A 20,222-nucleotide genomic window follows, 5' to 3' on the forward strand; every position below is an offset into this window, starting at 1 on the left:
CCTTCAGGCGCGGTACCACGCCGCCAGATTCCACGTGATGGTGTCCCAGCCTGACATGTCGACCATCAAATTGTTGACGCCGGCGTTGACGACGGGGCGCGAGAGCAGCGGCAGGAACACGTGGGCCTCGCAGAAGATCTCGTCGACCTTCATCAGCAGCGCGGCGCGCTTGACCGGGTCGAGCTCGTTCTGCGCGGCCTTGTAGGCCTTGTCGGCTTCGGGATCGGAATAGCGCGAGTTGTTGCGACCCAGCCATTTGTTGTCCTTGGTCGCGATCTCCCAGGACACGCACTGGTTCAGCAGGCGCTCCGGATCGGGCTGCGGCTGCGTCGTGTTGTACATCTCCATGTCGGCGTAGAATTTCGAGTAGGTGTCGGGATTGCCGACGTCGGAGGAGAAGAACACCGAGGCAGTGACCGCCTTGATCTCGATCTCGATGCCGGCCTTCTGGCAGGCCTGCTTGATGATGGCCTGCGTCTTCTGGCGCGGGGCGTTGGTCGAGGTCTGGAACACGTATTTGAGCTTCTTGCCGTCCTTCTCGCGGATGCCGTCCGCGCCCTTGCTCCAGCCGGCCTCGTCGAGGATCTTGTTGGCCTTGTCGATGTCGAATTCGTATTTGAGCTTGGGCGACTTGAACTGCTTCGGCGCGTTGACGAAGCTCGCGGTGGCGATGCCGCCGCGGCCGTAGATGAATTTCTGGATCGAATCGCGGTCGATCAGGAGGTTGATCGCCCGGCGCACGGCGGGATCGGACAGCGTCGGATGCTTGGTCTTGACGCTGGAACGCTCGCCGTCGACTTCGGTCCACGGGTCCGTCGTGTTAAGGATGATGAACTCGACATTGCCCGACGGCGTGATGTCGAGCTTGCCTTTGCCGCTCGCCTCCATGCGCTTGAGGACCTCCTCCTCCACCTGCATGTTCCAGGCAAAGTCGTATTCGCCGGTCTGCAGCACGGCGCGCGCCGCGGACACCGCATCGCCGCCGCCCTTGACTTCGATCGTGTCGAAATGCGGCTGGTTCTTGACGTGGTAATCGGGGTTGCGTTCGGCCCGGATCATGTCGCCCGGCTTGAACTCGACGAACCTGTACGGCCCGGTGCCGACCGGCTTCAGATTGCCGGGGGCTTCGCGCGACTTGGCGCCGATATAGTCGCCGAAATGATGCTTTGGCAGGATCTGGCCGACTTGGCCGCCGACGAACGGGTCGGCCCAGAACGGCGTCGGCGCCTTGAAGATCACCTTGACCGTATGGTCGTCGATCTTCTCGACCTTGAGGTCCTTGTAGGAGCCGGAGGTGAAAGCCGCGGTTGCGAGGTCCGCGGCGTACTGCCAGGTGAAGACGACGTCGTCTGCGGTGAAGGGCTTGCCGTCGTGCCAGTTCACGCCACGCTTCAGCTTCCAGACCACGCTCATGCCGTCCGCGGCAAGCCCGCCGTTCTGCTTGGTCGGCACCTCGGCGGCGAGACACGGGATCAGGTTGCCCTCCTTGTCCCAGCCGGCGAGCGGCTCGAAGAAGATGCGCGAGGCGATCTGGTCCTTGGTGCCGAGCGCGAAATGCGGATTGAGCAGGGTCGGGGCCTGCCACAGCAGGATCTTCAGCGCCCCGCCGCCGCCGGCCTTGGTCGGCTTGTAGTCGAGCGTGGCATCCGCCATTGCCACATCGTGCCAGACCAGGATCTGGCTCGCGAGGGGCGCCGCGATTCCGACCGCGGCCACCTTCCGGATGAACGAGCGCCGCGACAGCGTGCCTTGCTTGACCTCCGCGACCAGGCCCCGGATCTCGTTCTCGTCCATCAGCTAACCCTCCACCTCGAAGACATCGGTCGCCGGCATCATGTGGCATCATGCAGGAGGCGGCAATGCCGGCGTGGCCGCAAGGCCATGCGACGAAATGACGATGGGGAGAGCTGTTGTGTTGCAGGCCAGGAGCCGGATCGCCGCCCGAGAGACCCGGGCGGCGACCCAGTGCGAACTTGGGTGAACTTGGGGAAGTTCAAAGGTCGCGCCGGAACGCTAACCCGGTCGTTGCGGGCGCATCAAGTTTCGTGATGTTGCGGCACCCGGAGATTCATTGCAGCCGCCACGGCGTCGCCACAGATGAACTCATCGAGCGAAGCCTGGCGAGCCGGCGCCTAACCGATGCCGGCAACGCCGATCGCCAGCACCGACAGCAGCAGCGCGTTGCTCAACAGCTGCAGCGCCGTGTTCGGCTGTGCCAGCCAGCGCGCGACCTTCTCGGAGAAGGACAGCGTCGTGTCGGCAAACAGCGGTTCGAAATTGTGCCTGAAGAAATGCGGGAATTTCGGCCCCAGCCATGGCATCATGAGACCATGGAGGATCGCCACGGTCGCCACGAAGATGGCGGCCCCGAACGGCTTGCCGGCGAATTCGGACCCGTTGATCAGCTTCATCAGCAGCGCGACGCCGGAATAGGTCGGCAGGCCTTGCAGCACCGCATAGAGCGCAAAGCATTCGAGCCGGTTTCGGCCGGTGAGCTTGGGAGCGGCGAGGGTGGTCATGACGAAACTCCGGGCTGGTTGTGCCGGCAATCTCGCCCGGCGGGCACCGCCGTGCCGTGATCTGCCTCACGCTTGCGCAGGCGCGTTCGTTCCCCATCTGGGATCGAACGGAGAAGCGTCGTCCGCACCAAGCGGCAAATTTGGTTTTCCATTTCATTGATTTCGCGCCGTAGAGAAGCGAATACGGTTCCAATCACTCTCGCCGTGCCATGGAGACCAAGATGTCGTTTCGCCTCCCCCTGATCCTCGCAACCGCGCTTGCCGCCTGGTCGGCAGCCGCCACCGCCGAGACCATCAAGATCGGCGAGACGCCGGGCCCGCATGCGCAGATCCTCGAGGCGGTGAAGCCGATCGCCGCCAAGCAGGGCCTCGACATCCAGCTGCTCGAATTCTCCGACTACGTCGTGCCGAACGCCGCGCTCGATGCCGGCGAGATCCAGGCCAATTCGTTTCAGAACCAGCCTTATCTGGACAACCAGAAAGCCGACCGCGGCTACAAGATCTCAGCCGTCGGGCTGACCGTGAACTTCCCGATCGGCGTCTATTCGAAGAAGCACAAGGCGTTCGCCGACATCCCCGCGGGCGGCAAGGTCTCGATCCCGAACGATCCGACCAATGGCGGCCGTGTCCTGCTGCTGCTGCGCGACAAGGGCGTGATCAAGCTGAAGGATGGCACCGGCTTCAAGCCGACGGTGCTCGACATCACCGAGAACCCGAAGAAGCTGAAGTTCATCGAGGTCGATGCCGCCCAGGCGCCGCGTGCGCTCGACGACGTCGATGCCGCCGCGATCAACACCAATTATGCAACCCAGGCGGGCCTCGATCCGGTCAAGGATCCGATCCTGCGCGAGGACCCCAAGGGCCCCTATGTCAACCTGATCGCCGTGCGCGCCGCCGACAAGGACAAGCCCTGGGTCAAGATCCTCGTCGACAGCTACCACTCGCCGGAGGTCAAGGAGTTCGTCCTCGCCAAGTTCAAGGGCGCAGTGCTGCCGAGCTGGTAGGCAATCTGCCCAGCTGCAGCGCAGCAGCGCTCCCCGGCGGACGACGTTGCGTACGAGCCTTGCGCATTGTCCGCTTGTCTGGAGCAGAAGTAACCGACATCATCGGCAGCCTGGCCATCCTCGCCCGACAGGGGTCGCATGAAACGCTTTGCAAATCTGAAACGCCTGGGATTTTTCACGCGGCTTTTGGAAGAGGCCCCGCCCGCCGAGCGCTATCGCTTCGCGGCCGAGCAGATCGTGCGCGCAGAAAAGGCGGGGCTCGATTCCGCGTGGATCGCCCAGCATCATTTCCACGAGCGCGAAGGCGGCCTGCCGTCGCCCTTCACCTTCCTCGGCTACGTCGCAGCCCAAACCTCGCGCATCAGGCTTGGCACCGGCATCGTCACGCTGCCGCTGGAGAACGCGGTGCGGGTGGCGGAGGACGCAGCGGTGCTCGATCTCATCTGCAACGGGCGCTTCGAGCTCGGCGTCGGCACCGGCGGCAATCCCTCGGCCTTTGCCGCCTTCGGCCTCGACAGCGCCCAGCGCAACGAGATCTTTGCGCGCAATCTCGAGGTCGTCCGGACCGCCCTGGTCGGCAAGCCGCTCGAAGGCGGCGATACGATCTATCCGCAGCGGCCGCAACTGGACAAGCGGATATGGCAGGCCACGTTCTCGGTCGCCGGCGGCGCGCGGGCGGGCAAGGCAGGCGATGGCCTGCTGCTGTCGCGCACCCAGCCGCGAACCAAGGAGGCGCCGAAGGCGACGCTGGCCGAGATCCAGAACCCGGTGATCGACGCCTATCTCGCGGCGCTGCCCAAGGGAGCCGAGCCGCGCATCATGGCCTCGCGCAGCGTCTTCGTCGCCGACGATCATCGCGAGGCGTTGCGACTTGCCGATATCGGCCTGCGCCGCGCGCTGCCGCAGTTCATGAAGGGCGGCCACCTTCTGCCGGGCGAGACGCTGCAGGAGATGATCACGGCGTTCGATACCCATGTCGGCGATGCCGATCACGTCGTCGCCTCGCTCCGCGCCGATGCCACGCTGGAGCGGGTGACGGATCTCGTCTTCCAGGTGCATTCGGTCGATGCCCCGCATCCCCATGTCCTCCGCTCGATCGATCTGGTCGCGGAGAAGGTCGCGCCGGCGCTGGGCTGGACGCGGACGGCGCCCGATGTGGCGCTGGCGGGCTGATCGGACATGAAGAGCATCGCGTTGCACGAGGCTGAATGATGAGTATGCAGGATATCATCGACACACTCGCCGGGATCGAGCCGGGCTCGGCTCTGGACGCCATCCGCGCCCGCCGCCTGCAGGCGCGCGAGAATGCGCAGAAGAGCTATCTCTCGCTGTTCGAGCCGATCGACGCCGGCGATGTCTCGCTGCTCGAACGCGCCGCAGTCGCGGCCTTCGTGACCGGGCTGCATGGCGAATCCCCGGTTGCCACCTTCTATCGCGAAAAGCTCGCGGCGGGCGCGGGCGGCGCGGCTCTGCTTGAATCGATCGACGCCGAGATCTTGCGCGGCAAGACCTCGGGTCCGTATGGTTCGTACCCCGCGGGCCCGTTGTCGGTCGAGAACACCGCCGGTTTGATCTATCGCGTGAGCGCCGCGAGCAAGCCTTCGCTTGGTGCGAGGCTCGCAGCAGCCCTCGAACATGCGCATCTGCTATTGTTCCGTCCGCGCGATGCGGCCTCGTCCGATATGAAGGCCCTGCTCGACGCCGGCTGGTCGACCACCGGCATCGTCACGTTCTCGCAGCTCGTCGCGTTCCTGTCGTTCCAGGTGCGTGTCGTCAGCGGCCTGCGCACGCTCGCCGCCGTGAACGCGCAAAAGGAGGCTGCATCATGAGCGCCACCGTCAATCCACCCGTTGCTTTCACCCAGGACGAGCTCGGCTGGGTCTCCTGGATCGATCCGCTCCCCGAGGCCGAACTCACCGAGCGGCATTACGCCGGCCTGGTCGATCGCTCCCGCGCCAAGTCGGAATATTTCCGCCTGCTGGTGCGCGATCCCGAAGTGCTGGAAGCCCGCACCAAGACCGACAAGGACATCTTCTACAACGTCGCCGACGGCCTGCCGCGCGCCGAGCGTGAGCTCGCGGCGGCCGCGACCTCGCGCTACAACGGATGCATCTATTGCGCCTCGGTCCATGCTCGCTTCGCCAGCACCTATTCCAAGCGCCGCGACGACGTGCAACGCCTGCTCGACGAGGGCGTCAAGGCGGATCTCGGCGAGCGCTGGAACGCGGTGGTCAAGGCCTCGGTCGCGCTGGCCGCAACCCCGATCGCGTTCGGCCCTGACAACATCGCGGAACTGCGCCGCGCCGGTCTCGACGATGCCGAGATTGTCGACGTCATCAACGGCGCCTCGTTCTTCAACTGGGCGAACCGGCTGATGCTGTCGCTCGGCGAGCCCTCGAAATAGGCAATCTCACCGGCACGAGAATTGCTGCCTTATTGAACTGGCGTTTCAACACCTGAGTGGATGGAGCCGTGCATGAGCAACATCGATCGTCGTACCCTGGTCAAGGGCTCGCTTGCCGCGATGATGGCGGGCGCCGCCTCCTCGCGCGGTGCCTTCGCTGATACCTCCGAGCCGATCCTGCTCGGCGTCAGCGGCCCCCTGACGGGACCGAATGCGCAATATGGCACGCAATGGAAGCAGGGCTTCGATCTCGCGCTCGACGAGATCATGGCGGCCGGCGGCATCAACGGCCGCAAGCTCGCCTATCAGTTCGAGGACAGCCAGAGCGATCCGCGCCAGTCGGTCGCGATCGCCCAGAAGTTCGTCTCTGATCCCCGCATCGTCATGGAGCTCGGCGACTTCTCCAGCCCGGCCTCGATGGCGGCTTCGCCGATCTACCAGCGCGGTGGCCTCGTGCAGTTCGGCTTCACCAATTCGCATCCTGATTTCACCAAGGGCGGCGACTTCATGTGGAGCACCTCGGTCAGCCAGGCGGACGAGCAGCCGCTGCTGGCCGCCTATGCGGTCAAGCGCCTCGGCCTGAAGAAGCTTGCGGTACTGCACCTCAACACCGATTGGGGCCGCACCAGCCGCGATTATTTCAGCAACGCGGCCAAGGAATACGGCGCCGAGATCGTGGTGACCGAGGGCTACATCGCGGAGGAGCGCGACTTCCGCTCGACGCTGGTGCGCGTGCGCGACGCCAATCCGGACGGGCTGATCCTGATCTCCTACTATTCCGACGGCGCCCTGATCGCCCGTCAGGCACGCCAGGTCGGCCTGAAGCAGGTGATCTGCGCTGCGAGCTCGGTCTACTCGCCGAAATTCATCGAGCTCGGCGGCGAGGCAGTCGAGGACGTTCACGTCGGCACGCGTTACTTCCCCGAGGATACGCGGCCCGAGGTGCAGAAGTTCATCGCGGGCTTCAAGAAGAAATATAACGGGCAGGAGCCCGACGCCTTCAACGCCTATTCCTATGACGCGATGAACATGGCGGCCGCCGTGGTCAAGATCGGCGGCACCGACCGCAAGGCCATCCGCGATGCGTTCACGAAAGTGAAGGACGTCTCCAGCGTCATCTTCGGCTCGGCGACGTTCGACGTCGCGAGCCGCCGCGTCAAGGGCGCCATGAACGCCGAGCTCGTCGTGCGCAAGGGCCAGTTCGCGCTGTGGGACGGCAAACCGACCTGACCTGAGGCCGGTGCATTTCGCCCCGGCCCGTTCTCCCCTCAGTAGGAACGCTGCGTGTCTTCCTGGCTCGATTACACGATCAACGGCCTGATCGTCGGCAATGTCTACGCCCTCGTTGCGGTCGGGCTCGCGCTGATCTTCGGCGTCAGCCGACTGATCAACTTCGCGCAGGGCTCGATCTATCTGGTCGGCGCCTATATCGGCTGGGTCGCGGTGGTGCAGCTGCATACGCCGCTGCCGCTCACCATCATCGTGGTCGCAGTGGCCGCGGCGATCGTCGGCCTTATCATCGAGCGATTTGGCCTGCGGCCGCTGCAGAACTCGGTGCGCATCGCGCCGCTGCTCGCCACCATCGGCATCAGCTTCGTGCTTGATCAGCTGGTGATGCTGACCTTTTCGCCCAATCCGCGCGCGCTGCCGAGCCAGTTGCCGGATGTGCGCTTCCAGGTCGGCGGCGGCACCATCGGGCCTCTTGACCTGCTCATAGCTGGCGTCGGCCTTACCAGCGCGCTGCTACTGTTCGTGTTCCTGCGCTACTCCAAGCTCGGCTGGGCGGTGCGCGCCACCGCGCAGGACCGCGACGCTGCAATGCAGATGGGCGTCGACGTCAATCGCGTCAATCAGGCCGTGTTCGGCATCGCCGCCGCACTCGGCGGCGTCTCCGGCCTGCTGGTCGGCATGTACTACAACCAGATCGACACCGCGATGAGCCTGCAGGCGACGCTCAAGGGCGTCGTCGCGGAAGTGGTCGGCGGCGCCGGCAACGTGCCGGGGGCCGTGATCGGCAGTCTGTTGCTCGGATTGGTGGAAAGCTACGGCGTCGCCGTGTTCGGCACCAGCTATCGCAACTTGTTCGCGTTCCTGCTGCTCGTCGTCGTGCTCGTGCTGCGGCCGAACGGCCTGTTCGCGAGTGCGCGGCAGGCGCCGCCGGAGCCACTCACCGGCACCTTCATCGCGCCGAGCCGCCCGGTGCGCATTCCGCGCTGGGCCTTGGCTGTTGCGGCCGCGATCTTCGCCATCCTGCCGTTGTTCCCGGTGTCGTTCTACGTTCTGCAGACCCTGATCAATGCCTGGCTGCTCGGCATGCTCGCGCTCAGCCTGACGCTGGTGGCGGGCACGATCGGCCAGGTCTCGCTCGGTCACGCCGCACTGCTCGCCATCGGCGCCTACACCTCCGCGCTGCTATCGTTGACTCTCAACGTTCCGGTCGGCCTCGCCATCATCGGCGGCGGCCTGATGAGTGCGGCGCTCGGCACGTTGCTGATCTCGCCGTCGTTCCGGCTGCGCGGGCATTACGTGTCGATCGCGACGCTCGCCATCGGCGAGATCGTGTCGCTGGTGATCCTGAACTGGGAAAGCGTCACGCGCGGCCCGATCGGCATTTCCGGCATCCCGCCGCTGTCGCTGTTCGGCACCGAGCTCATCAGCCCGACCTCGATCTACTGGTTCAGCTTCGCCGTGATGGTCGTGCTGGCGCTGCTGCAGGGGCGATTGCTGACCTCGCATCTCGGCCGCAGCTTCCGCGCCATCCGCGACGACGACATCGCCGCGCGTGCCTATGGCCTCAGCTTGAATCGCTACAAATCGCTCGCCTTTATCTTCGGCGGCTTTGCCGCCGGCGTCAGCGGCGGCATCGCCGCGCATCTCTATTCCTACATCAACCACGAAACCTTCAACACGCAGCAATCGATCCTGGCGCTGACCGTCGTCATCCTGGGCGGTCTCGGCAATGTCGTCGGCGCGATGTTGGGGGCGGTGGCGCTGGTCGGCCTGCCCGAAGTGTTCCGGATCGCGGCGGAGTACCGCATCCTGATATACGGCATCGTGCTCCTGCTGCTGGTGCGGTTCAGGCCGCAGGGCCTGTTGGGGACGATCTGATGGCGGAGCAGCTCAATTCCATGTTGTCCCTTCGCGGGCTGACGCGGCGCTTCGGCGGCCTCACCGCGGTCGACGCCATCGACCTCGATCTCGCCAAGGGCGAGCTCGTCAGCATCATCGGCCCCAACGGCGCCGGCAAGACGACGCTGTTCAATCTCATCACCGGGCTCGACCGGCCCGACGCTGGCGAGGTCCGCTTCGAAGGCCAGGACGTCACGGGCTTCTCGCCAGAGCGGCTTGCGGGCGAGGGCATCGCACGCACCTTCCAGCTCGGTCGCGTCTTCGGCAATCTCAGCGTCATGGACAACGTCCTAATCGGTGCGCACACGCGCCTGCGTGCAGTGAAACCGACCGTGCCGGTAATCGGTCCGCTGTTGGAGCTGGGGCTCGCGCTGCTGCGTCCTTCCAGCGTCAGGAACGAAGAAGAGCGGCTGCGTGAGGAGGTGAAGGCCATTCTCGCCCGTTTCGGCGAGCGGCTGCTGCCGCGTATCGACCAGCCTGCTTACAGTCTGTCTTACGCCAACCGCCGCCGTGTCGAGATCGCACGCGCGCTGGCGCTGCAGCCGCGCCTGCTGTTGCTCGACGAGCCGACCGCCGGCATGAACCCGACCGAGACTGCGGAGATGCAGGCGCTCGTCGCCGAGCTCAAGGCGGAAGGCCTCACCATCCTCCTGATCGAGCACAAGCTGGAGATGGTGATGCGCCTGTCCGATTGCGTCATCGTCATGGACGAAGGCAAGAAGATCGCGGAAGGGCCGGGCGAGGTGGTGCGGAGCGATCCCAAGGTGATCGAGGCCTATCTCGGCCACGGGCTGTCAGGGACGTCGGAGCAGGAGAGCGCGGCATGACGGCGAGCACACCGGAACCGCTGCTGGCGCTATCCAACGTCAACACCTTCTATGGCCAGGCGCAGGTGCATTTCGACCTGTCGATCACGGTCGCGCGCGGTCACATCGTCTGCCTGCTCGGCGGCAATGCCAGCGGCAAGTCGACGACGATGAAGATCATTCTGGGTCTGGTAAAACCGCGATCGGGCGATGTCACGTTCGACGGCGCCTCGCTCGTCGGATTGACCACGCCGCAGATCGTCCGACGCGGCATCGCCTCGGTGCCGGAGGCGCGGCGGCTGTTCGCGGACATGAGTGTGCGCGAGAACATCCTGATGGGCGCGTTTGTGCGCAATGACCGCGAGGCGATCGCACAGGATCTCGACAAGATGCTGACGCTGTTCCCGAAGCTCGGCCAGCGGCTGTCGCAGCGCGCGGGCTCGTTGTCGGGCGGCGAGCAGCAGATGGTCGCGATGGCGCGCGCGCTGATGAGCCGTCCCAGGATGGTCGTGATGGACGAGCCGACCATGGGCCTGTCGCCGCTCTATGTCGACCGCGTGCTCGAGCTGATCCGCACCATCAACCAGGAGGGCGTCTCGGTGTTCATGGTCGAGCAGAATGCCAGCCTCGCGCTGGAGATCGCGCATGAAGCCTATGTGCTGCAGACCGGCAAGATCGTGCTGTCAGGCTCGGCACGTACGTTGAAGGACGACCCCCGAATCCGCGACGCCTATCTCGGCGGCGCCGAGGCGGCCTAGGAGTTTGAACCTCTCCCGCTTAAGGCGCGGTGAGGGCTGTCTCCTCTGGGGGATTGTTCCATTGCGGAGACACCCTCTCCCCAACCCTCTCCCGCAAGCGGGAGAGGGAGCGCACCTCATTCGTGGTAACGTTCAAGCCGAAGCCGCGCTCGCGGCCGGCTCCGCTGGCTGATCATCGCCATTGGGATCGCCAGGCGCGGTGGCCCAGGCCAGCTCCACCAGCGTCACGATCCGGCGTCCGCCGCCGTCGAGCTGGACGACGATCAGGCCCTGCTCCTCCATGTAGCCGAGCAGCCGCTGCGCGCGGCGCAGCGAATGCGAGCCATAGGCCCGCGCGATCGCGGCGTCGCCGGGGCAGGGCCAGCCTTCCTTGGCCGCGCGCGCGATCATCATGAACACGCCCTGCATGTCGTCGGGCAGGATCGAGGCGCGCAGCGACACGTCCTGCCAGGCGTCGTCTTCGGCATGTTCGGCGCCGAGCCCCGCGCGCGCGCGCGTCAGCATACGGCGGAATTCGGTGAGGTCTGGGACGGCCGAGCCTAGTCCCTCGATTCGGCAGCGGACCACGAACTCCTGATAGAGCACGCCGACGGCGCGAAAGCCGGCGTCGGGTGCGGCGAGCACGGCACGAAGGGTGCGATCGACGCGTTCGCGCCGCTCGGCGAGTTCCTCGGCGCTAACCGGCACCTCGTCGACTTCCGGCTGGATCACCGGCGCGGCGGCCTTCGCGGCGCGGAGCTGCTCGAGCAGATCCGGCGCCGGCCGTCGTTGCGGCCGGCTGGCATCGGGCGGCGGCGCGGCCAGGATCATGGCGCGCATATCTTCCGTGGCCGCTTCAGGCAGCGGCATCAGCCGCGGCGTGGAGTTACGCGGGGACGTATCGGTCGGGCCGATGTGCAAACGCAGCGGACGGCGCGACAGCGCAGGCCCCAGGGCCATGAACTGGCCGCGCTCGAGATCGCGGAAGGATTCGGCCTGCCGCCGCTCCATGCCGAGCAGATCGGCGGCGCGCGCCATGTCGATGTCGAGGAAGGTCCGGCCCATCAGGAAGTTGGAAGCTTCCGCCGCGACGTTCTTGGCGAGCTTCGCCAGCCGCTGAGTGGCGATGATGCCGGCGAGCCCGCGCTTGCGGCCGCGGCACATCAGATTGGTCATGGCGCTGAGCGACAGCTTGCGCGCTTCGTCCGAGACTTCGCCGGCAACCGCGGGCGCAAACAATTGCGCTTCGTCGACGACCACGAGCATCGGATACCAATGGTCGCGATCGACCTCGAACATCCCGCCGAGAAACGCGGCGGCGCGACGCATCTGGTTCTCGGCGTCGAGGCCTTCGAGATTGAGCACGGTGGAGACGCGATGCAGCCGCGCGCGCTCGCCGGCGACCTGAAGGCCGCGCTCGGTGTGATCCTCGGCCTCGATCACGAGATGACCGAAGCGCTCGGCCAGCGTGACGAAATCGCCTTCGGGGTCGATGATGGCCTGCTGCACCCAGGGCGCGCTCTGTTCCAGGAGCCGCCGCAGCAGATGCGATTTGCCGGAGCCCGAATTGCCTTGCACGAGGAGGCGAGTCGCCAGGAGTTCCTCGAGGTCCATGGCGGCCGGGGCGCCCGCCGTGGTCTGCCCCATCTCGATCGCAACCGTCATGCCCGACTCAAGTCCCCGTCATTCGCGGACAGGGGCTTATCAATCCCGTCGCGGCGCGTCGAGCGGCACGGCGTTGATCAGGCCGCGTTGCCCACGGCGGCGTTCAGGTGTGATTCGATAGCCGTAAAAGTGCGGGCCGATAGGGGGCTTGCGGATCGTCGTCCTCGTTCTCCGGGATGACGCAGGAGCCGAATTCCTGCCTGATCCGCTCCATCTCGGCGATGCGTTCGTGCAATCGCTGCAAATGTTCCGGCGATGTCGCCCGCCAGAACCGGAACGTGTCGGCCGTCAGCGGCACGAACGCCGTGCCAAACAGCGTCGGTTCGGGAACGACCGTGCGCCCGAGCAGCAGGAAGCGGTCGGCGCCGGAGACGATGAGGGTCGCATAGCCCCGGTTTCCGATCCGCCTGATGCCATTCACCGACCATTCGGCGAGCTTGCTGAAATACGGCTCCTCGCGCCAGCGATCGGGGCAATGGTCGTCCACCGTGACGTTCACGGCATCCTGGCTGAAATGGACGATGATCCCCGAGTTCGCCGGGAACCAGTCGTCGTCGAGATGCCCCTGCAGCCAGGCGCAGACGAAGGAGCGGCACATCTGCGGACGGCGGTCGTAAATGGTGCAGCCGGTGCCCGTCTGCCAATGCTTGCAGAGCTGGTTCACCGGCTTGTCGACGGCGGCGACCTCCAAAATATCGCAGCAGGCGTTGCACGATCCGCATTGCCGGGTCAGCGGTGCCGTCTTCGGCACGCCGGTCGCACGAATGCCCTGGCCGTCGCGAGCCAGCAGCTTCTGCTTCTCCAGCGCGTTCAACGCACGTTCGATCTTGAGACGAGATAGTCCGGTGGCGTCGATCACACCCTTCATGGTCGTCGCGCCTGCCTCGACCGCGCGGACGACGCTCAGCATCGTCTGATCCATTACGTCGTCTTCTCTGTCCGTCTGGATCCCGATGCAGGCACGGACCATCCATGCCGAAAACGCCGTGTAACACAGGCTTACTTACAAGGCTACGTTGCTCACGCTCAGACCGGAGTGGTCGCGCTCGTTGAATTTGCGTCACACCGGGAACAGTCCGCGCTCCGGCGCAGCGCGATAACGCCGGATGCGGCGCGCTTACTGCGCGCCGGATCCGCCCTGCACGATCTTCTCGTTCAGCTTGAGATCGACGGTCTCGACGGTGCGGTCGATCTCGGCGTTGGGCATGCCGAGCTGATGCGAGATCAGCTTCACCAAGAGGTCGACGCGCTCGATGAAGGGCGCGCCGCCCGCGACGGCGCGCGCCGCCGAGGAAGGCTTGAGCAGGCTCTCGGCGGCCTTGGCGTATTTCGCAAACGGTACCTGGTCCTGTGGATCGGCGCCGAGCTTGCGGGCAATGCTGTCGACATGGTCGTAGATCGTCTGCGAGCGCTTGAGGTCGCCGTGCACGGCGTCGCGGATCGACTGCGGCTCGTTGGGTGTGATGCAGCGGTAATTGCCGGTCAGCAGCATCGACCATTTCGCCAGCGGTACGAACAGGGAATCGAACACTTTCAGCTTCACCGGCACGTCGTGGCCATCGAGCGTCACGGCGTCGATGTCGGCCTCCAATTCGCGCAGCACCTTGTTGTGTTTGTCGTCGGCGAACACCGACGCCTTGAAGTTGGTGGGCAGGCCGACATGCAGCACGTTCGCAGCTTCTTCCGGCGGACGGAAGGCCTGCGGGTCGGGCGAGCACAGCGTCACCAGGCCCGGCTCGAACCGCTCCCACACCTGCGCATTGGTGTAGGCCTCTTCCAGATCCATGCCGGCGAGCGCCGGGATGCGCTTCAGATAGGGCAGCGGCGGCATGTTCATGATCGACAGGCACGGCAGCTTCGCCGCGGCGATCTTCACCATCAGCATGCGCACCGTGTGGTTGGTATATTGCGGCTCCTGCATCGCAAGGCCGACCAGATCGTAGCAAGAGAGGTCGACATTGGCAGGGGTCACGGCGTCGAGCTTGCCGGGCAGGTTGCGCGAGAAGATCGCCCGGTGCACCGCCTCGTCGCGCAGCTTGATGCGCACCTCGGTACCTTCGCGGTTGATCAGCTCGGCGGTCTTGGCGCGGCAAACCAAGGTCACATTGTGCCCGGCCATCAGCAGCTTCGTGCCCAGCAGCGAGCCGTAAGAAGCCCCGAGAATCAATATGTTGCGCGCCATATTCCGTCCCTTTGACAATGTCTGTGATTTCTAAGCCCCGGTCGTCATCCGCGGGCGAGTTGCCGGCATCTAAAGCGAAGTCCGCGGGGATGGCAACTGGGATAATGCATACAAGGCAGCGCCGGAGTCCCGGCGGCCGGGTCGGACAGAAGCACTATTCCGCAATCTATTCGCCGGCTCGCGAGCGCTGGTCCGCTCGGGACTCTCATTGGTCGCCCGTTCCTCTTCGCCGTGCCGGTACATGTGGCTCTCATTGGCTCGCGCAACACGATACGACCTACTCAATCCGATTTGTCGGATGTCTCGCCGGTGTGGGCTCGGCGTGGGGTGCGAGCGCATGGCGTCACACGTTGCGTGCCGACGATCGGTGCGCTGGTTGGTTCGCTGTTATCTGACGGTCACATTGCCGGCCGACATTGATGAAGCAGCGATCCACCGCCGCCCTCACCATATCGTGCTTTCACAATGCCGATGTACGCAGGCATGTAGTTTACGTCGGCGAAGCAAAGGTCATCATCGGTTCGCCGACCACAACAAGAAACGACGAGGCCCGCATCGCTGGAGTGGCGGCATGCGCGGCAAACAACTGTGTTCAGCGATGGAGCTGGGACGTGACGATTGGGTTGAGCCGGCCCGGACCTGGGGGTCATGCGGGCTGGTCTGGAATGGCGGCGAAAGACGTCGACGCGGCTGGTAGCATCGGCAGACGCAAGCGCGACGGACGCGATCAGGGGCGGCGGCGATCGCATCGAACAGACGCGCAGGGCGCTGCACAGAGCGCGAAGCCAAGCGGGTCCGGGCGCAAGTCCGGGCAATCGTCGACGGCGCCGCGTGGGGACTGACATGGAAGGTGATCATTGGCCTCACGGCTCGTGCGACGGCGCCGGGCAAAGCCTGGCGCGCTTGCGGGATCGCGCGTCCCAATTCTTCGAAGGCCTGTCCGTCGCGGAGCTTGCGCGTGAGACGCACCGGCATCTGTGGATTTCGGACTGGTTGAGGGTCTCGGACGACTACCGGACACTGGCTGAATCCGCGCATCAAAACCGTTCCGCCTGGGTTGCGCGGGAAGCGTGGCTGTGTTCGCTGACCGCCCTCGAAGTCGTCAGAAGCTTGTCTTGTCCTGGAGATGTCGAAAGTGCAGGCCTCGCAGACGAGGTCGGCATCAGCCTGAGGGGTTTCGAGGCGGAGGCCGGCCTGGCGATCGAGCGCGTCAAGATCGATTGCTTCGATCAAGGTGCGTTGGCCGGCTTCTTCCTGCCGGCGCTCCGTCGCGAGGCTTCAGCGCCGACGGTCATCTGCCTCAGTGACGAGGACATCACCCTGGGCTCGATGATGAGCAGGCTGTTGCCGGCCTCGCTCTGCGGGACCATGTCGCTCCTGCTCGTCGATGCCGGCAATTCGACCGTTCATCGCTCCTTCAAGCCGGAGCACAGGCTTCAGTACTGGCTGGACTATCTGGAGGCTCGCCCCGATGTCGATGCGCGGCGGATCGCAATCTATGGCGAGGGGGAGGGCGCCTGTCATGCGTCCCGCCTTGCCCTCTCCGATCGCAGGATCGCGGCCGCCGTGTGCGACGGCGGCCTTTTGACGCCGGTGATGCGCCGAGCATCGCTTCGTTGGATGACCGGCGTCGGGCAGGCGATCCCTGACGGGGCCTCGACGGGTTTGCTGCCGCCGTCGCGTCGACTGCCGTGCCCGCTGCTGATGGTCGTGGGGAGCCGCTCCATGATATGGGAGCAGGACGCCCTCGATCTGCAAGCCGGCTACCGGCAGACCGGAGCCGACTGCTCGGTCGTCGTGCCGAACAACGTCCGGCACCCGCTCGGCGAGGTCGAGAATTTCATTGCTGTCGACGACTTCGTTTTCGAGTGGCTCGACAGCAAGCTCGGATCGGCCCGTCAACTCGATCCCGTGACCTATCTCTAACCCCAGGGGCATCGCATGAGGCGGTGGTCCCGAAAGGCGAGGCTGCGTTCAGGCGTTGCCAGAAGTCATATGCAGGGCATCGGCGGATCACGACACGTCGATAGCCAGCAATCGCGCCGCCAGCCGGGTGTTCCTGGCGATGGTTGCGAGCGCGGCATTCAATTCAACCAGGGTCTTCTCGTCGAACTCGTTGAAGATGGTCGAATTCAAGGCCAGCTTTCTCTTGGACAGTTTTTCGATTTCGGTCGTCGCCTTCTCCGTCAGCGTCATCAGGACGAAGCGGGCATCGTTCGCTGCCGGCCGTCGCGATAGCAAGCCGCTCTTTTCGAGGCTCTTGGTCTGGTTGGTCACGAAGGCCGGGTGGACACGCAACTTGTTCGCGATGTCGATGCCGGCGACGCCGCGCCCGTCGTCCAGTTCGGTGATCGCCATCAGAATCAGCCACTGCGGCTCGGTAATGCCCAGCAGTCCGGCCCAGCAGGTATGGATGTCCTCCAACTGGGAGTGAATTTCGACGACGTTCCAGATGAAGTCCGTAATCGCCCTGTCGAGTTTTTTCTCGATCATGTGGCTGCCCCCCGTTTCCCTCGGTTCAGTCTTTTAATGGGATATTGGGGAATCGTCTCGCATATCGCGCATAGACAATGGTGGCGGGCACCGCACGGTGGAAACGGTTCGTTGGTTTGGTACTTGCAAAAAGCAATTAATTAAATTACGTATCCTCTCACTCAATCTTTGCTGCTCTTGACCCTGTCGATGGACGGCGATGTGAGACCTCCAAGAAAGCCCTCGGGATGCCCCCTGAGGGCTTTTTCGTTTTGGATTAATCACTTAGTTACCGTTCCGGTGGCCTCTGTTGCCCTTGAGCAACATCGCCCGCCGAAGTTACGATTCATTAAATCAATAAATTGAGGCCGTTGTTTTTATAAACTATACGTGAGGCACGACGGAGGGGGGGCACCTCACTGTCGTTTCAGTCCGGACCTTCGGTGCGGATCTGAATTGAACGGAAATTGTGAGGGTGACGCGGTGTCCGCCCAGGAAGCCGAACCCCCTGAATCGACCTGGAGGTTTACCTAATGAAGTTGACGAAGACGCTTTTGCTCGGCTCGGCTGCCGGCCTGATGGCCGCCTCCGGAGCGTTCGCAGCCGACCTTCCCGTGAAGGCCAAGGCCGTCGAATACGTGAAGATCTGCTCGCTCTACGGCGCGGGCTTCTACTACATCCCGGGCACCGACACCTGCATCAAGCTCGGTGGTTATCTGCGCGCTGAAGTCGCGTTCAACACCAACAGCCTGTACGGCATCTCGAACGGCTCGCCGGCTGGTGCGCACAACCGCCTCAGCAACACCTACTCGATGCGCGCTCGTGAAGATCTCAACATCGACACGCGCACCGCGACCGAATACGGCGTCGTCCGTACCTTCTTCGACGGCGTGTTCACCTGGACCACCGGTGGCTATCAGGGCTCCGGCTCGGCGACGGGCGGCACGGTCTATACCGGCAACCTCGGCCTCAACACCTCCGGCGCCACCCCGGCGCTCGTTGGTTCGTCGATCAACGGCACCGACGGCAACACCTCGGGCGGTTCGCTTGGCGTGTACTACGCCTTCATCCAGTTCGCCGGCTTCACCATGGGTAAGGCCGTGTCGCAGTTCGACGCGCCCTGGACCAACTATCCCGGCAACAACATCGACAGCCTCGTCGGTGGTTCGGGCACGGTCACTGGTGTCAACCAGTTCACCTACACCGCGGACTTCGGTCAGGGCATCACGGCGTCGTTCTCGGCTGAAGACGCGACGGCCTACTACCAGGCCGGCAACGTCAACCTGACCGGCGCGACCGCGGGCAGCATGATCGGTGGTTCGTACGGCACCAACGCCATCGGCGGTTCGCGTTCGCCGAACCTCGTCGGTATGGTCCGTGTCGACCAGGCCTGGGGCATGTTCCAGGCGTCGGTTGCTGCGCATGACAACCACGTCGCCTACTACGGCGCCACCGAAGCCACCGGCCACCCCGACGACAAGTGGGGCTGGGCTGTTCAGCTCGCTCTGTCGATCAAGAACATCCCGACCGGTGCGGGTGACGTGATCAACATCCAGGGCGTCTACACCGACGGTGCGACCCGCTACAACTTCCAGAACCTGGCGGGCAGCAGCTACTCGATGTTCGGCAGCTCGGGCGTTGCCTATCAGAGCGTCGGCTTCGCCTATGCTCCGGACACCGTGTTCGTCACGGGCGGCCAGCAGGAAACTGTCAAGACCTGGGGCTTCCGTGGTGCTTACACCCACAACTGGGATGCCTACTGGAACACCGCGCTTTACGGTGCCTACGCTCAGGCGCAGTACGGCTCGACTGCCAAGACCGCTCTGTGCGGTGCTGGCGGTGCAGGCGGCGTGTTCGGCGGTCTCGCCGGTGTCACGGGTTGTAACCCTGACTTCGCCGTCGGCCAGATCGGCGTGATCACCCGCTGGACCCCCGTCAAGAACCTGACGTTCTCGGGCGACCTGAACTGGACCCGTCTCGACCAGAAGTACTCGGGCACGGTTGGTTACGCCGGTGCCGGCACGACGGCCAAGCCGGCCGCCCTGTACGAGCTGAAGGATCAGGACAGCATCACCCTGCTGCTCCGCGCCCAGCGCAACTGGTAAGATCTTTCGAACCATCTGACGAACACCCGGCGGGAAACCGCCGGGTGTTTTTGTGTGCGCGCATCCTGCGTGATGCCTGCCCCCGTAGCCCGGATGGAGCCGACGGGTCGCGCGAAACGTCGGCGGTGCGGAGCCGCGGCCCATCGATCTGCATCGCAGCGGGTCGTCTTCCGGGTCCCGGCCCTGCCCCGGAACGCTATCCGCGTTGCGGCTCGCCCGGGACACGAGAGGATAGGGGGCGTCGTTCAAAGACAGGCGCGACTAGCTGTACGCAGACGCCGCCGCGAACCACTCGCGCGGAAATTGCGTGGGCTCAGCCCTGGCTTGCGACCCGAGCGCGGTCGAGATGCTCCTCGATCTTCGGGCGGTCGCGTGTGCGCTCGAAGCTGGTGCACAGCAGTTCGGTCTCATCGAGCGAGATCGGAGCGCGATACAGCCGGCACATGAATTCGGCGCTCGCGCGTCCCTTGGAGGTAGCCGGGCTGCGTTCGGCGAGAAACATGCAGTCGCGGCAGATGCTGGCGTCGAGCCGCTGGTGGGCCGCATCGAGATGGTTGAGGACCTCGCGGAGCGAATCGCGCAGCCTGACGCATTCGTCGTTCCCGAGCGAGGTGACTGCATTGACCACGTGATTGATGGGGTCGTGCTGGCTCAGGCATTTCTCGCCCTGGGCGGTGATGTGTAGGACGACGGAACGCTTGTCCTCTTGCGACGGCTTGCGGACCAGAAAGGACTTGCCCTCCAGCGTCTTCACGATCTGCGATGCGGTCGCTCTGGTGGCGCCGATGAAGCCGGCGAGTGCGGAAGGCGTGCGCGAAAATCTGTTGGCGCGGCCGAGAAAGCGCAGCGCCATCCATTCGCGATCGCGCAATCCATGCTGATTGCCTTCGAAATACCAAGCCCTCGCCGCCTGGACCAGCAGCTCGACGGCTTCTCGTGCCAATGGCATCAATCTACCCCGCCCCCGAAACTTCGTCTGCGGCGCTCCGGAGCCGCTTTGCGCTCCGGCCTGCGAATCGATCGAAAGACATCGAACGGCTGCTGCCCGGGGAGCGAATCGTGTCGAGCTCTCGTTCGAAAGAACGAATTGCAGCACGTCCGGCCTGGATCGCTGGAGCTCGCGTGCTCCGGAATGAGAAACCGCGTCGTTGACATGCCAACAGCGTCTTCGTCGCGCGGGAGCCCGAGTTGTCGTCGTC

At 64.7% G+C, this 20,222-nt stretch carries 17 protein-coding genes; 10 read left to right on the top strand and 7 right to left on the bottom strand.

Features of this window, described 5'->3' with window-relative positions; all coding sequences use genetic code 11:
- Nucleotides 1-3: 3 nt before the first annotated feature.
- Nucleotides 4-1,794: a peptide ABC transporter substrate-binding protein gene (locus tag C7G42_RS08240; RefSeq protein ID WP_106948429.1), complete on the bottom strand. Its 1,791-nt coding sequence runs from the start codon at nt 1,792-1,794 to the stop codon at nt 4-6.
- Nucleotides 1,795-2,132: 338 nt separating this feature from the next.
- Nucleotides 2,133-2,519: a hypothetical protein gene (locus tag C7G42_RS08245; protein WP_106948430.1), complete on the bottom strand. Its 387-nt coding sequence runs from the start codon at nt 2,517-2,519 to the stop codon at nt 2,133-2,135.
- 209 nt (nt 2,520-2,728) lie between these two features.
- Between C7G42_RS08245 and C7G42_RS08250 the strand changes: the two genes are divergently transcribed.
- The 8 genes from C7G42_RS08250 to C7G42_RS08285 all read left to right on the top strand — a co-directional run bounded on the left by C7G42_RS08250 (nt 2,729) and on the right by C7G42_RS08285 (nt 10,620).
- Nucleotides 2,729-3,523, top strand: coding sequence for a MetQ/NlpA family ABC transporter substrate-binding protein (locus C7G42_RS08250; protein WP_106948431.1), 795 nt, complete (start codon nt 2,729-2,731; stop codon nt 3,521-3,523).
- 138 nt (nt 3,524-3,661) lie between these two features.
- Nucleotides 3,662-4,696, top strand: a complete 1,035-nt coding sequence (locus C7G42_RS08255; RefSeq protein WP_106948432.1) for a putative FMN-dependent luciferase-like monooxygenase — start codon at nt 3,662-3,664, stop codon at nt 4,694-4,696.
- A gap of 35 nt (nt 4,697-4,731) precedes the next feature.
- A complete protein-coding gene (locus C7G42_RS08260) occupies nt 4,732-5,352 on the top strand; it encodes a CMD domain protein (protein WP_106948433.1) in 621 nt (206 codons plus the stop codon).
- Nucleotides 5,349-5,927 (top strand): alkylhydroperoxidase domain protein, encoded by a 579-nt coding sequence (locus C7G42_RS08265; RefSeq protein ID WP_106948434.1) that lies wholly within the window; start codon nt 5,349-5,351, stop codon nt 5,925-5,927. Before C7G42_RS08260 ends, C7G42_RS08265 begins: the two co-directional genes overlap by 4 nt.
- A gap of 72 nt (nt 5,928-5,999) precedes the next feature.
- Complete coding sequence (locus tag C7G42_RS08270; RefSeq protein ID WP_106948904.1) at nt 6,000-7,157, top strand: ABC transporter substrate-binding protein; 1,158 nt, start codon at nt 6,000-6,002, stop codon at nt 7,155-7,157.
- Nucleotides 7,158-7,211: 54 nt separating this feature from the next.
- Nucleotides 7,212-9,035 carry an ABC transporter permease gene (locus tag C7G42_RS08275; RefSeq protein WP_106948435.1) on the top strand — a complete coding sequence of 608 codons (1,824 nt, stop codon included), beginning with the start codon at nt 7,212-7,214 and terminating at the stop codon, nt 9,033-9,035.
- On the top strand, nt 9,035-9,883 hold the full coding sequence (locus C7G42_RS08280; protein ID WP_199580696.1) for an ABC transporter ATP-binding protein: 849 nt from the start codon (nt 9,035-9,037) through the stop codon (nt 9,881-9,883). The genes C7G42_RS08275 and C7G42_RS08280 overlap by 1 nt, the downstream gene beginning before the upstream one ends.
- Nucleotides 9,880-10,620: an ABC transporter ATP-binding protein gene (locus C7G42_RS08285; protein WP_106948437.1), complete on the top strand. Its 741-nt coding sequence runs from the start codon at nt 9,880-9,882 to the stop codon at nt 10,618-10,620. Before C7G42_RS08280 ends, C7G42_RS08285 begins: the two co-directional genes overlap by 4 nt.
- A 132-nt stretch (nt 10,621-10,752) precedes the next feature.
- Here the strand turns inward: C7G42_RS08285 and C7G42_RS08290 are convergent, their stop codons facing one another.
- The 3 genes from C7G42_RS08290 to C7G42_RS08300 form a co-directional block, all read right to left on the bottom strand.
- Nucleotides 10,753-12,264, bottom strand: a complete 1,512-nt coding sequence (locus C7G42_RS08290) for a helicase HerA domain-containing protein (RefSeq protein ID WP_106948438.1) — start codon at nt 12,262-12,264, stop codon at nt 10,753-10,755.
- Nucleotides 12,265-12,367: 103 nt separating this feature from the next.
- Complete coding sequence (locus C7G42_RS08295) at nt 12,368-13,186, bottom strand: YkgJ family cysteine cluster protein (protein WP_199580698.1); 819 nt, start codon at nt 13,184-13,186, stop codon at nt 12,368-12,370.
- A 195-nt stretch (nt 13,187-13,381) separates the two neighbouring features.
- Nucleotides 13,382-14,446 (bottom strand): ketopantoate reductase family protein, encoded by a 1,065-nt coding sequence (locus tag C7G42_RS08300; RefSeq protein ID WP_106948440.1) that lies wholly within the window; start codon nt 14,444-14,446, stop codon nt 13,382-13,384.
- An 843-nt stretch (nt 14,447-15,289) separates the two neighbouring features.
- On the opposite strand from C7G42_RS08300, the gene C7G42_RS08305 reads away from it, so the two are divergent.
- Nucleotides 15,290-16,372 (top strand): alpha/beta hydrolase family protein, encoded by a 1,083-nt coding sequence (locus tag C7G42_RS08305; RefSeq protein WP_106948441.1) that lies wholly within the window; start codon nt 15,290-15,292, stop codon nt 16,370-16,372.
- An 87-nt stretch (nt 16,373-16,459) separates the two neighbouring features.
- On the opposite strand, the gene C7G42_RS08310 is transcribed toward C7G42_RS08305, so the two are convergent.
- Nucleotides 16,460-16,939 (bottom strand): MarR family winged helix-turn-helix transcriptional regulator, encoded by a 480-nt coding sequence (locus C7G42_RS08310; RefSeq protein ID WP_106948442.1) that lies wholly within the window; start codon nt 16,937-16,939, stop codon nt 16,460-16,462.
- Nucleotides 16,940-17,451: 512 nt separating this feature from the next.
- On the opposite strand from C7G42_RS08310, the gene C7G42_RS08315 reads away from it, so the two are divergent.
- Nucleotides 17,452-19,023: a porin gene (locus C7G42_RS08315; protein WP_106948443.1), complete on the top strand. Its 1,572-nt coding sequence runs from the start codon at nt 17,452-17,454 to the stop codon at nt 19,021-19,023.
- A gap of 313 nt (nt 19,024-19,336) precedes the next feature.
- Here the strand turns inward: C7G42_RS08315 and C7G42_RS08320 are convergent, their stop codons facing one another.
- Nucleotides 19,337-19,972: a MarR family winged helix-turn-helix transcriptional regulator gene (locus tag C7G42_RS08320; RefSeq protein ID WP_106948444.1), complete on the bottom strand. Its 636-nt coding sequence runs from the start codon at nt 19,970-19,972 to the stop codon at nt 19,337-19,339.
- Nucleotides 19,973-20,222 lie beyond the last annotated feature (250 nt).

The sequence above is a fragment of the Bradyrhizobium sp. MOS003 genome (assembly GCF_003020125.1).
GTDB lineage: Bacteria > Pseudomonadota > Alphaproteobacteria > Rhizobiales > Xanthobacteraceae > Bradyrhizobium.